Here is a 12,715-nt window from a genome sequence, read left to right as displayed (position 1 = left end):
TCGGCCGAAGCTGGGTGCGTGCCCGTCTCGCCCCGGCGGGTGCGGCCGCCCGTCGACGGGACGGGGGGCCCGGCTGGTCCGCGGGGCCGGAGAGCGACGCCGGGAGGAACGATGCACCTGCGGGTCGTCCGCGCCGGACGTCTGCCGGAGCGCCGCCCGGGCGCCGTCGGGCGGCAGGGGCGCCCTGCCGGAACGCCGCGCCCCCGGGCGGCGCTCCGGAACGGCGCAGTGCGGGGAAGCCTCTCCGGTCACGGCGGACGGCCGGCGCCCCGGCCGCCGCACGCCGCGCCGCCCTCGCAGGCGGGCCCTCACGTGCCCGTACGCGGCATCTTCGCCGGGGCGGAGGCCGTCCGGGCCGGACCGGGCCGGGAGGCGCGTGCGACCACCACGGCCCCTTTCCACCCGAACCCACCAGAAGGAGAACCCCGGTGAGCGTCAAGCGATGGATGTACCAGATACTGTACCGGATCGGCGCACCCTGGGAAGGCGGAGTCCGCGAGAACCTCGTCCAGCTCCTGGAGCACGAGCAGCGCCTCTCCCCGGACCGGCAGAAGACGGTGCTGGACATGGGGTGCGGCAGCGGCACCTGCTCGGTGTACCTGGCCGGGCACGGCTTCGAGGTGACCGGGGTCGACTTCACGCCCGTCGCCCTGCGCAAGGCCCAGCGGGCCGCGCAGGAGGCCGGGGTGACGGACCGTTGCCGCTTCGTCCGCGCCGACCTGAGGTCCCCCCGCATACCCGGGGTCGAGGGCACCTACGACCTGATCGTCGACTTCGGGACCCTCGACGACCTCACCGGGCAGGACCGCCTCGACATGGCGGCGAACATCACACGGCACTCGCACCCGGGGACGCTGGTGGTGCTCTGGTGTTTCTACAGCAAGGGCGACAGGAGTCTCCCCCTGTTCCGGTACTCCGGAGTGTCCCGCGCGCTCAGCGGCCTGCGCCCCGGCGAGGAGCAGGAACTGTTCGGCGCGGACTTCGAGATCGAACGTCTGCCGGAACCACCGGTGGACTCCACCATGGCATGCTTCCTGATGACGCGACGGTGACCGGACCACCGGCGGGCCGGGGGACGGCGGCCGTGTCCGCGGGCGGCTCACAGCCGGGTGCGCAGCTCCCACAGAGCGGGGAAGAACCTCTTGTCCAGCGTGGACCGCAGATACTGCGCACCGCTGGAGCCCCCGGTGCCGGCCTTGGCGCCGATGACCCGCTCCACCATCAGCACGTGCCGGGCACGCCAGGTGCTGAACAGCTCGTCGTGGTCCAGCAGCGCCTCGGCGACGGCGAGCACCTCGGAGTCCGGGGCCTCCGCGCGCAGCAGCTCGGTCAGGTCGGGATCGCCGCGCTTCTCGCACAGGGCCCGGAAGGCGTCGTACAGGGCGGGTTCGGCGAGCCGCCGGTGCAGCCTGGTGCGCTCCCCGGCGCTGAGGTCGGCCCGCTCGGCGTACCGCCGGTCCTTGAGCCCGGAGAGGAACTCGATCTCGCGGAACTGGACCGACTGGATGCCGCTGGCCTGGTACAGCGAGGGCCGGAGCAGGGCGAAACTGCCGGGGGTGATGGTCCTGAGCACGTCGACCTGCCCGGCGAGCACCCGCTCGATGACCCCGGCCCGGCGCAGCGCGTGCAGGGCACAGGGCACGTCGTCGGCGAACATGCCCTCCCGGGCCCGCTCCAGTTCCTGCAGTACGACCTTGAACCACAGTTCGTAGACCATGTGCGCGACATAGAAGAGTTCCTCGTCGTGCAGGTCCGTGTACCTCGGCGGAAGCTCGAGGAGGTGGTCCAGGCGCAGCAGCTCCCCGTAGGAGGGGCCGGGTGCGTCCGGCTCCCGCGCCGGGCCCGCGAGGGGGCACCCGCTGAGCGCGTCCATGGTCTCCGGGCCGGCGGTCGAGCCGTTCATCGACGCTCCTTCGCTCAACTCTCCACGTGCGGCGAACGGCTCTCAGCATCGAAGTGCCCCGTACCCGCGCACAACCGCCTCCCGCCCGGTCGGGCGGCCTGCCCGGATGACCACCCCGCCCCGCGAGCGGCCGTCCCCGTCCGGCGGGCCGCTCGGAACAGCACGCGCGGGCCCGATGGGGCACCGCGGCCGCGCGGTGCCCCACACCTCCTCCGGCACGCGGACGCCGTCCGGAGAAACCACGGGAGAGGATCGTCATGCACAGCTTCCACGGGCATCCCCTGCCCCAGCACACGGCATCGCTCGCCGGAGCGCTGTCGCCTCCGAGGACCGTGGCCGGCCTGGCGCGGGTACGTCCGGGGGGCGCGGCAGCCCCGGGGGCGCACCGGATCCGGGTGTGCGTGGTGCATCCGCACGAGATGGTGCGGTGCGGGCTGGAGGCGATGCTGACGGACATCGTGGAGGAGGTCGTCGTGCTGGCCGACGCCCGTCACGCCCGGCACCGGCTGGCTGCGGAGCACTTCGACGTCCTCGTCTGCCGGTGTGCGGCCACCGAGGAGGTGCTCGGCCTGGTGCCGGTGTGCCGGGACCGCCGGACGAAGATGGTCGCCTTGCTGGACAGCGCGGAGGAGCAGCAGTTCGCGCTCGCCTCCGAGGTGCCGGCCGACGGGTTCCTCCTCGCCGGCGATCTCACCGCCCGCTCCCTCGACGACACGCTGCGGCGCCTGGGGAGGGGGGAGATGCCGCTCCCGGCCGCGCTCTCCCGGTGGCTGCTGGGGCGCATGCGGGAGGGACCCGCCTCCTCCGCGGGCCGCTCCGAACGTCCGTACTGCCTGACGCCTCGCGAGCAGGAGGCGCTCAACCTGCTCGCCCAGGGCCTGAGCAACAAGCAGATCGCGCGGACGCTGGGCATATCGCAGCACGGGGCGAAGAGGCATGTCGCCAACGTCATCGCCAAACTGAACTGCCCCAACCGCACGCTGGCGGTGGCGCTCGCGCTGCGCGAAGGGCTGGTGGACGCACCGGGCACCGACCCGGCGGGCGCGGAGGCCCGCCCCGCCGGTGCGGGCAGGCGTCAGGAGCCGGCCTCCACGGGGCTGTCCGGCTGAACCTGCGGAACCGGTCGCGGCGGTGCGTGCCGGCGCCGGTCGGCACCGGCACGCGCTCCTGGAGGGGCCGTGTTCCCCTGACGAGGCGAAGAGCCGCTCCGGCCGGATCCGGCCGGAGCCGGACCGCGCCGGGCGGCTCCACCGGCAGGCCACGGAGGCCGGGGCGGCCGGCGGCCGGCGCCGACCTGCGCACCGCCCGGTGCCACCGCCGGGCGGGCCCGCCGTGCGCTTCCGGGCCACCAGGCCCGGCGCCGTGCGCACCGGTGGTGCCGGCCGGTGCACGGCCGGCACCACCCGCCGTGTCAGCTCTCCAGCCGCAGAGGGGCGTCGGTCTGGGCGCGGAGGGTGCCGCCGGCGTCCACCGCGACCGTGAGGTCCGCGCCCGCCACGCGCAGCCCCGCCGCCCGCAGCGGCCCCGGGTCCGCCCCGGGCGGCGGGGCTGCCCGTAGCCGGCCCTCCGGGACGTCGGGTTCCAGCCCGAGCACCGCCCGCAGGAGGAGGAAGACCGCGGCGGCCGACCAGGCCTGCGGGCGGCACGCCGCCGGGTAGGGCGCGGGGGCCGTGTCCGGGCCGTGCCCGTGCCCGGCGTAGAGCTCGGGCATCCGGCCGGCGAAGGTCTCCGAGGCCCGTACGAGCCCGTCGGCGAGCGCCGCGGCGGTGCCGCCGAAGCCCGCGCGGGCGAGGCCGTACACCGCGATCGCGGTGTCGTGCGGCCACACCGACCCGATGTGGTAGCCGAACGGGTTGAACCCGGTGGCCTGCGGGGTGAGGGTGCGCACCCCGAAGCCGCAGTCGAGCTCCGGGCGGGCCAGCCGGGCGGCCACCGCGGCGCTCTCCGCGCCGTCGAGCAGGCCGGTGCCGAGCAGGTGGCCCATGCTGGAGGTGACGGTGTCCAGCGGCCGCTTGTCGCGGTCGAGGGCGGCGGCGCAGTACGGGCCGTACTCGTCCTCCAGCCAGAACCGTTCCCGGAATCGCTCGCGCAGCCGCCCGGCCCACTCCTCCCAGCGGTCGGCGCCCGGCCGGCCGAAGGCCCGGAGCAGCGCGGCCCCGTCCGTCGCCGCCTGGTGGGCGTACGCCTGGACCTCGCTGAGCGCGACCGGGGGCTCGGCGAGGGTGCCGTCCCGCCGGCGGATGGAGTCGCCGGAGTCCTTCCAGCCCTGGTTGGCCAGCCCGGTGCCGGTCCGGTCCACGTACTCCAGGAGGCCGTCCCCGTCCGCGTCCCCGTACTCGGCCATCCAGCGGAGCGCGGCCTCGGCGTGCGGCAGGAGGGCGGACACCTCCTCCTCCGCCAGGCCCCAGCGCCAGGCGTCGTGGAGGAGCACCACCCACAGCGGGGTGGCGTCCACGGTGCCGTAGTAGCGGGGCGGGAGGACCCGCCCCGCGCCCAGGTCGAGCGCTTCCCGGCGGACCTCGTGCAGGATCTTTCCCGGCTCCTCCTCGGTGGCCGGATCGGTGCGGGTGCCCTGCCGCCGGGCCAGCACCCGGAGGGTGCCGGCGGCCGCTCCGGTGCCGAGCGGCAGCAGCATCCGGGCGGCCCAGAGCGAGTCGCGGCCGAAGAGGGTGAGGAACCAGGGCGCCCCGGCGGCGAGGAAGGTGTCCCGCGGCTCCTCGGGATCGCTGAGCAGGAGACGGCCCAGGTCGGCGGCGGACTGCTGCACCAGGCGGTCGAGCCGGCGGTCGGCGCTCTCCACCCGCGGGGTCGCCCAGGGGACGGCGCCGGGCGGCACGGCGGCGAAGGGGCCGGGACGCTGGTGGTGGGCGGTGCACTCCAGCGTGCCCTCCCAGGTGTCGCCGGGCCCCAGCTCGACGGTGTACCGGAGGGTTCCGGCGGCCGGGTCCACCGCGTCCGGGGCGGGCGTGCCCTCCAGCCGGGAGCGGAGCTCGCCGGAGCTCCAGTGCAGGCCGCGGGTGTCGCCCCGGGCCCGTACGGGTCCGGCGCCGGGGCGGCCGGCCTTGACGTCCTCCATCGCGGCGAAGTCCGCGGCCGCCGTGACCGTCAGCTCCAGCCGGACCCGGCAGCCGCCGGCGTTGTGCACCGTGAGGTGCTCCGCCAGGCGCTCCGGCCGTACCCGGCGCACCCGGTGCAGAGTGACGGCGGGGTCCGGGGTGCGCTCCCCCGCGCCGCGGACGACGGCGCGGAACGCGGCCTCGTCGGCGTCTCCCGTGGCGCCCCCGGCCGGGGCGAGGGGGTGCGCACCGAAGTCCAGCTCCAGGCGGGAGAGGAAGCGCCTGTCCTCGTGGTAGAACCCGTCCGCGCCCGTGGAGACGTCTCCGCCCGGCCGGGAGACCGCGAGCGCGGGCGCCCACAGGGCGAGGGACGCGTCGTGCAGGAAGGGCTGCAACTCCGGTGGCGGCTCCGGGGTGCCGGGCGCGGTGCCGCCGTTCCGGACGCCCGCGCTCCCCTTGACAGATGAGGTCATCAGGGTCAGCCTTTCGTGGCATTGGATCGATCAAATAAGTCTCCACGATAGGCATACTGCTCGGATGGTCCGAACGATTTTTTTGATCGATCCAACCCATGCGGCGCCCGCCGGGCCCGCGGCCGAGGAGTGGTGATGACGCGGAAGACACGTGCGCAGAGCGCATCGGTGACCATGGCGATGGTCGCCGCGCGGGCCGGGGTCTCCGCACAGACCGTGTCCAACGCGCTGAACGCACCCGAACTGCTGCGCCCGGAGACCCTGGAGCGGGTCCGGGAGGCGGTGGCCGAGCTCAACTACCGGCCGCACCGTGACGCCCGGGCACTGCGGACCCGGTCCAGCCGACTCATCGGGCTGGCCGTCCGCGCCGCCGACGAGAACGGCGTGCTCGACAGGTTCCTGCACGCCCTGTCCCTGGCCGCCGGCGAGTCCGGCTACCGCATCCTGCTCTTCCCGGCCTCCGGCGGCGACGCGGAACTGGCGGAGTACGAGGCGCTGCTGAGCGAGCACTCCGTGGACGCCTTCGCCCTCACCCACACCGACCGGGGCGACCCGCGGCCGCGCTGGCTGCTGGATCACGGAGTGCCCTTCGTGTCGTTCGGCCGCGCCTGGGGGTCCCGCCTGGACGCGGACTGGGTGGACGTGGACGGCGCGGACGGCACCGCGCAGGCCGTGGACCACCTGGTCGCCCTCGGCCACCGGCGGATCGCCTTCCTCGGCTGGCCGCTCGGCTCCGCCGTCGGCGACGACCGCCGGCGCGGCTGGACCGAGAGCATGCGCCTGCACCGGCTTCCGGTGCGGGACCTGCACGCCCAGTCCGTCGGCGAGGTAGAGAAGGGTGCGGAGGCCGCCGCCCGGCTGCTGGACGCGGGAGCGACGGCCGTCGTCGCGGTGAGCGACACCCTGGCGACGGGGGCCTATCTGGCGCTGCGCGACCGCGGCCTGACGGCCGGCCGGGACGTCTCCGTGGTCGGCTTCGACGACACTCCGGCCGCCCGCGTCCTCTCCCCCGGGCTCACCACGCTCCAGCAGCCCCTGGACCGCGTCGGCGAGGAGTGCATGCGGCTGCTCCTCGCCCGCATCAAGCGGCCGGAGGCTCCGCCGGAACATCTGCTCCTGCCCCCGCGACTCGTCGTGCGCGGCAGTACGGCGCCCGCGCCCCCGGCGGACGGTCCCGCCGGGAGCGGGGGCGCACCCTCTCATCCGTGAGTCCCTTGGAGGAACCATGCGCATCCGGGCACGTACCGCCGTTCTCACCGGCTGTGCCGCACTCGTCCTGACGGCGTGCGGCGGCGGCTTCGGCAGCAGCGAGGAGACCGCCCAGGACACCTCGGAGCACCAGCGGCTCCGGGTCCTGATCGGCACCTCCGCGGACGCCGAGACGGAGGCGGTCAAGGCGGCCGCCGCGGCCTGGGCGCAGCGCACCGGCAACGAGGTGACGGTGACCGTCGCCCGGGACCTCCCGCAGCAGCTCGGCCAGGCGTTCGCGGGCGGCACGCCGCCGGACGTCTTCTACGCCACCTCGGACAAGTTCGCCGACTACGCGGAGGGCGGCTCCCTCCACGCGTACGGCGACGAGCTCGCCGAGCCCGAGGCGTTCAGCGAGGGGCTGCGCGAGGCGTTCAGCCGGGACGGCGAACTGGTGTGCGCCCCCAAGGACTCCTCCACCCTGGCACTGGCGATCAACAAGGACCTGTGGCAGGAGGCGGGACTGACGGACGCCGACATACCCCGGGACTGGGCGGGGCTGGAACGCGCCGCCGGGAAGCTGACGAAGGGCGAGGTCACCGGCCTGAGCTTCGACCCGACCTACAACCGCATCGGTGCCTTCCTGCGGCAGAGCGGCGGCTGGCTGACCGACGCCGAGCAGAGCCGCATGACCGCCGACTCGGAGGAGAACCTCCGGGCGCTGGAGTACGTGCGCGGGCTGCTGGACAAGGGCGTCCTGGCCTACCCGAAGGACATCGGCGCGGGCTGGGGCGGCGAGGCGTTCGGCAAGGAACGCGCGGCCATGGTGATCGAGGGCAACTGGCTGCTCGGCGCCCTGGAGAAGGACTTCCCGGACGTGGACTACCGGCTGGTCGAGCTCCCGGCCGGGCCGGCGGGCAAGGGGACCCTGTCGTTCAGCACCTGCTGGGGCGTGGCGAAGAAGAGCGCACACCACAAGGCGGCGGTGGACCTGGTGGAGTCGCTGACCGCGCCCGGCCGGCAGCTCGCCTTCGCCGACGCGTTCGGCGTCATGCCGTCCCGCGAGGACGCGATGGCACGCTACGAGAAGGAGTACCCGGAGCAGCAGGCCTTCGTGGCGGGCACGGCGTACGCCCAGGGCCCGGTGACCCTCGCCGGCTTCCAGAAGGTACTGGGGCAGTTCGACACCGGGCTGGCCTCGCTGGAGTCCGAGGACCCGGAGGAGATCCTGGCCGCCCTGCAGCGGCAGGGCACCAGCGCCATGAAGAGCGGTGACTGACGGAATGAGCGTGCCGTCCTCCACCGCACCGCCCGCCGCGGTGCGCCGGACCGGCGGTCGTGCGGTGGGGCCCGGCGGCGGCCGGGTCCCACCCCGGCGCCACGGCATCCGCGGTCGCGAGGCGCTGTGGGGCTGGCTCTTCGCCACCCCCGTGGTCGCCGTACTGGGCCTGTTCCTGCTCGTCCCGATCCTCATGGCGCTGTGGGTGAGCCTGCTGGACTGGAACGGGCAGACCAACCCGTTCTCCACCTCGGCCGACTTCGTCGGCCTGGGCAACTACACCGAACTGCTGTCCGAAGACGGCCTCGACCGCCAGCTGCTGATGACCGCGCTGCGGAACAACTTCTTCTACGTCCTGCTGGTGGTGCCGCTCCAGACCGCGGTCGCCCTGCTGCTGGCGGTGGCCGTCAACCAGCGGCTGCGGGGCCGCGGGCTGTTCCGCACCGCCTTCTACTTCCCGTCCGTCACCAGCTCCATCGCCATCGCCACCGTGTTCCTCTTCCTCTTCCAGGGCGACGGGGCGGTGAACGCGATGCTGGCCCTGGCCGGGATCGACGGGCCGAACTGGTTCACCGACGCCCGCGGGCTGACCTGGGTGCTGACGGACGCGCTCGGCCTCACCGACGGGGCGCGCGCGCCGGCGGGGCTGGCGGAGCAGAGGTTCCTCGGGCTGCCGTGGGGCGAGTGGCTGGCGGGCCCGTCGGTGGCGTTGTGCACCATCATCGTGCTCGCCGTGTGGACCACCTCCGGCACCTTCATGCTCATCTTCCTGGCCGCCCTCCAGGACGTGCCGCCGGAGCGGGAGGAGGCCGCCCGCATCGACGGGGCCAACCGCCGCCAGGTCTTCCGCCACGTCACGCTGCCGGCGATCCGCCCCGTGCTCTTCCTCGTGACCACGCTGGGCCTGATCGGCACCTGGCAGGTCTTCGACCAGGTGTACGTGATGAGCCAGGGGGCGCCGGGCAACACCACCCTCACCCCGGCCTACCTCTCCTACCTCCAGGCGTTCGAGGACGGCCAGTACGGCAAGGGAGCGGCCATCGCGTTCCTGCTCTTCGGGCTGATCGTGGTGATGACCCTGGTGCAGCGCCGGCTGATGCGGGAGCGGGACGGAGCACGCCCGGTCCGGCCGCTGCGCCGGCGCGGGCGGGCCCGCCCGGAGGGGAGGGCCGTCCGGTGAGGACGCCGAAGCGCCTGCGGCTGCTCGGCTACGCGCTGCTGACCGCCGCCGCCCTGCTGTACCTGCTGCCGTTCGCCGTGCAGGTCGCCACCTCGTTCAAGACGGAGCCGGACGCCGCCTCCGACCCGCTGTCCCTCGTCCCCGACCCCTTCACGCTGGACGCCTACCGGCGGCTCTTCGGTACCGGCGGGCAGGACGGGGTGCCGTTCCTCCGCTGGCTGGGGAACTCCACGCTGGTGACCGTGCTGGTGACCGGCGGGCGGGTGCTCTTCGACTCGATGGCGGGCTACGCCCTGGCCCGGCTGCGCTTCCCCGGCCGGGGACTGCTGCTCGCGCTGGTGCTCGGGGTGCTCGCGGTACCCGGCGTGGTGCTGCTGATCCCGCGGTTCCTGGTGCTGAACACCCTCGGGATCTACGACACGTACGCCGGCATGGTGCTCCCCCTGATGGCCGACGCGGCGGGGGTCTTCATCATGAAGCAGTTCTTCGAGTCGATCCCGCGGGAGGTGGAGGAGGCCGCCCGGATCGACGGCGCCGGCTTTGTACGGACCTACTGGTCGGTGATCCTGCCGATGGCCCGCCCGGCGCTGATCACCCTGACGATTCTCTCCTTCCAGGGGTCGTGGAACGAGTTCACGCACTTCCTGGTGTCCACCCAGTCCGCGGAGTACGAGACGCTCACCACCGGGCTGGCCCGCTTCGTGGCGGGCGGACTGGGTGCGGGCACGCAGTACCCGCTGAAGCTGACCGCGGCGCTGCTCTCCACCATCCCGGTGGCGGTGCTGTTCTTCTGCTTCCAGCGGCACTTCGTACGGGGCGCGTCCGCCGGCAGCGTCAAGGGGTGAGGCTGAGGGGGGCGCCCCTGTGGGCGGACCGGTACGGGACTCCGGCGAACTGCTGGACAGCGTGGAGCGGAGGACCGGGTGGTGGGCCGCGCGACGCGGGGCGAGGCGACCGCCCGGCGGCTGCGGCACCCTCGGTCTCCGTCCAGGTGCGGGAGCCCGCCGGACGGTCGGAGTGCCACCGCAGGCTCCGCCGGTGGCACCGGAAGCACGGCGCGCACCGGGGCTGAGGTGCGGCGACGGCGGCCCGCGCGGGTGCGCCGGCCGGGGATCTCCTAGGCTCGGGGCATGTTCCCCGTCCGACGGCTTCTGGCGACACTGACCCTCTGGTTCGCCCCGCAGCGGCTGCGCGCGGAGGGCGTCACGCCCGACTACCGCTTCTCGCTGGCGAACGAGCGCACCTTCCTCGCCTGGATCCGCACGGCCCTGGCACTGGTCGCCGGGGGGATCGCCGTGGACCAGTTCCTCACCGGGATGCGCTGGGGCGCGCGGACGGCGATCGCGGTGACCCTGCTGGCCGGGGGCGCGGCGTGCGCCGTGCGGGCGGTGAACCACTGGGTGCGCTGCGAGCGCGCCATGCGCCGCGGGGAGGATTTGCCCGTCTCCCGCTTCCCGGCGCTGCTGGGGGCCGCCACGGCGCTGGCGGCGCTGCTGGTGGTGCTGGCCGTGGTGCTGGGACGGGCCGGGTGATGCGGCCCCCCGCCGCGCCGCCGCCGGGCGACCCGGACATGCGTGACGCGGGTGCCCAGCCGGAGCGGACCCGGCTGGCGTGGCGGCGCACCACGCTGACGTTCGCCGTCGCGGCGGCGCTGGCGGTGCGCAGCGCGGTGGAGCGGGCCGACGCCCCCGGGTATGCCGCGGCGGCGCTCGGGGCACTCGCCTGGCTGGCCTTTCTGTCGGTGGCGCACCGCCGTATCCGCGCCCTGGCGCACGGCCGTGCGCCGGTCACGGACGGCTCGCCGGTGCAGGCGGCGGCGGTGTGCGCGCTGGCGATGACGCTTTTCGGGACGGTGCTGCTGTGGTGAACTCGCTGGTCGTGGTGATGGGTGTGTCCGGGAGCGGAAAGACGACGGTGGGCGAGGAGCTCGCCGGACGGCTGGCCGTGCCGTTCGCGGAGGCCGACGACTTCCACCCCGCGGCGAGCATCACCAAGATGTCCTCGGGCACGCCGCTGGACGACGAGGACCGCCGGCCCTGGCTGGACGCGATCGCACGCTGGCTGGGCGCGCACACGGACGAGGGCGGGGTGGTCGCCTGCTCGGCGCTGCGGCGCCGGTACCGCGACCGGCTGCGGGCCTCCGCCCCCGAGACGGTCTTCGTCCATCTGGACGGCCCGGAGGAGCTGATCGCGGAGCGGCTGCGGCGGCGCAAGGGGCACTTCATGCCGGCCGAGCTGCTGCGGTCGCAGTTCGAGGCGCTGGAGCCGCTGGAGGAGGACGAACGGGGCGTGACGGTGTCCGTGGCGGGTGCGCCCGGGGAGGTCACCGAGCGGGTGCGGGCGGCTCTGGGGTAGCTCCTCCGGCGCCGGGCGCCGCCGCCGGGTGCGGGGGCGCGGCCGGGCGGCACCACGGCTTCCGGTGCGGGGGACCGGGCGCCGCGCGGGGCGCCCCGCCGTGCCGGGCACGGAGGCGCATCGGGGAGGCCCGGGGAGAGCCCTGGGGAACACTGTGGTGTCCCTCTCCGGTCCTGCCTCTGGACGTCATACCGACCAGTCGGCATGATCGGGGGCGGTCCCATCGTCAGCTTTCCCCGCCGAGGAGGCACACGCACGTGAGCATGGAGAACCCGCCCGGACTCGATCTGGCACGGCTCGCCGCGCATCTGGACAGGGAGCGCCCGGGATCGGCCGTGGGGCCGCTGCGGGCCGAGGTGGTCCAGGGCGGCCGCTCCAACCTGACGTACCGGGTGACCGACGGCGTCTCGCGGTGGGTGCTGCGGCGCCCGCCGCTCGGGCACGTGCTGGCCACGGCCCACGACATGGCCCGCGAGTACCGGGTGATCAGCGCGCTGTACGGGACCGATGTGCCGGTGCCCCGCACGGAGCTGCTGTGCGAGGACCCGGAGGTGCTGGGCGCCCCCTTCTACCTGATGGAGGAGGTGGCGGGCACGCCCTACCGCACGGCGGACGAGCTGGCGGCGCTGGGCCCGGAGCGGACCCGGGCACTGGTGCTCTCGCTGCCGGACACGCTGGTCGCCCTGCACGCCGTGGACCCGGAGAAGGCGGGGCTCGGCGACTTCGGCCGCCCCGAGGGCTTCCTGGAACGGCAGCTGAGGCGCTGGGGCAAACAGCTCGACGCGTCCCGCAGCCGGGACCTGCCGGGCATCGACGAGCTGCACCGCTCGCTCGGCGAGAAGCTGCCCGCGTCGCCGGCGCCCGCGGTGGTGCACGGCGACTTCCGGCTGGACAACGTGCTGGCCGGGCCGGACGACCGGATCGCGGCGGTGCTGGACTGGGAGATGTCCACGCTGGGCGACCCGCTGACGGACCTGGGGCTGCTGGTGATGTACAGCGAGCGGTGGGGCACCTCCGCCTCGCCGGTGGCGACCACCCAGCTCGCACCGGGCCACCCGGAGCCCGGGGAGCTGGTGGAGCGCTACGCGGCCGCCTCGGGCCGGGACGTCTCCCGCATCGGCTGGTACACGGCCTTCGCCTACTTCAAGCTCGCGGTGATCCTCGAGGGCATCCACTACCGGTGGACCCTCGGCCAGACGGTGGGCGCCGGCTTCGACCGTATCGGCGCTCTGGTCCCCGTGTTCATCGACAACGGTCTCGGCACCCTCCAGGAGGACTGAC

General features: G+C 74.6%; 12 protein-coding genes. 10 read left to right on the top strand and 2 right to left on the bottom strand.

What is annotated here, in order from left to right:
* Window positions 1-428: 428 nt before the first annotated feature.
* Window positions 429-1,052, top strand: coding sequence for a class I SAM-dependent methyltransferase (locus HOY81_RS05405; RefSeq protein WP_237318718.1), 624 nt, complete (start codon window positions 429-431; stop codon window positions 1,050-1,052).
* A gap of 47 nt (window positions 1,053-1,099) precedes the next feature.
* Here HOY81_RS05405 and HOY81_RS05400 read toward each other — a convergent pair whose 3' ends face one another.
* Window positions 1,100-1,903: a tryptophan 2,3-dioxygenase family protein gene (locus HOY81_RS05400; RefSeq protein WP_237318716.1), complete on the bottom strand. Its 804-nt coding sequence runs from the start codon at window positions 1,901-1,903 to the stop codon at window positions 1,100-1,102.
* Between the two features lie 404 nt (window positions 1,904-2,307).
* On the opposite strand from HOY81_RS05400, the gene HOY81_RS05395 reads away from it, so the two are divergent.
* Window positions 2,308-3,012, top strand: coding sequence for a response regulator transcription factor (locus tag HOY81_RS05395; protein ID WP_237318713.1), 705 nt, complete (start codon window positions 2,308-2,310; stop codon window positions 3,010-3,012).
* A 302-nt stretch (window positions 3,013-3,314) separates the two neighbouring features.
* Here HOY81_RS05395 and HOY81_RS05390 read toward each other — a convergent pair whose 3' ends face one another.
* Window positions 3,315-5,432: a glycogen debranching N-terminal domain-containing protein gene (locus HOY81_RS05390; RefSeq protein ID WP_237318711.1), complete on the bottom strand. Its 2,118-nt coding sequence runs from the start codon at window positions 5,430-5,432 to the stop codon at window positions 3,315-3,317.
* A gap of 135 nt (window positions 5,433-5,567) precedes the next feature.
* Here HOY81_RS05390 and HOY81_RS05385 point away from each other — a divergent pair, with 135 nt between their 5' ends.
* The 8 genes from HOY81_RS05385 (at window position 5,568) to HOY81_RS05350 (ending at window position 12,714) form a co-directional block, all read left to right on the top strand.
* Window positions 5,568-6,641, top strand: coding sequence for a LacI family DNA-binding transcriptional regulator (locus tag HOY81_RS05385; protein WP_237318709.1), 1,074 nt, complete (start codon window positions 5,568-5,570; stop codon window positions 6,639-6,641).
* Window positions 6,642-6,657: 16 nt separating this feature from the next.
* Window positions 6,658-7,899 (top strand): extracellular solute-binding protein, encoded by a 1,242-nt coding sequence (locus HOY81_RS05380; RefSeq protein ID WP_237318707.1) that lies wholly within the window; start codon window positions 6,658-6,660, stop codon window positions 7,897-7,899.
* 4 nt (window positions 7,900-7,903) lie between these two features.
* The gene (locus HOY81_RS05375) at window positions 7,904-9,079 is read left to right on the top strand and encodes a carbohydrate ABC transporter permease (RefSeq protein WP_237318705.1); all 1,176 of its coding nucleotides are present in this window, start codon (window positions 7,904-7,906) and stop codon (window positions 9,077-9,079) included.
* A complete protein-coding gene (locus HOY81_RS05370; protein ID WP_237318703.1) occupies window positions 9,076-9,924 on the top strand; it encodes a carbohydrate ABC transporter permease in 849 nt (282 codons plus the stop codon). The genes HOY81_RS05375 and HOY81_RS05370 overlap by 4 nt, the downstream gene beginning before the upstream one ends.
* A gap of 285 nt (window positions 9,925-10,209) precedes the next feature.
* A complete protein-coding gene (locus HOY81_RS05365; RefSeq protein ID WP_237318701.1) occupies window positions 10,210-10,611 on the top strand; it encodes a YidH family protein in 402 nt (133 codons plus the stop codon).
* Window positions 10,612-10,649: 38 nt separating this feature from the next.
* The gene (locus HOY81_RS05360; protein ID WP_237318699.1) at window positions 10,650-10,946 is read left to right on the top strand and encodes a DUF202 domain-containing protein; all 297 of its coding nucleotides are present in this window, start codon (window positions 10,650-10,652) and stop codon (window positions 10,944-10,946) included.
* Window positions 10,943-11,434, top strand: coding sequence for a gluconokinase (locus HOY81_RS05355; RefSeq protein ID WP_237318779.1), 492 nt, complete (start codon window positions 10,943-10,945; stop codon window positions 11,432-11,434). The genes HOY81_RS05360 and HOY81_RS05355 overlap by 4 nt, the downstream gene beginning before the upstream one ends.
* A 257-nt stretch (window positions 11,435-11,691) precedes the next feature.
* Entirely contained in the window at window positions 11,692-12,714 is a 1,023-nt protein-coding gene (locus HOY81_RS05350) for a phosphotransferase family protein (protein ID WP_237318697.1), read from the top strand.
* The last annotated feature ends 1 nt before the right edge of the window (window position 12,715 follow it).

Source organism: Streptomyces sp. JJ36 (assembly GCF_021696945.1).
Lineage (GTDB): Bacteria > Actinomycetota > Actinomycetes > Streptomycetales > Streptomycetaceae > Streptomyces.
The sequence above is the reverse complement of the archived record's forward strand: the minus strand, read 5'-3'. Positions and strand labels throughout refer to the sequence as shown.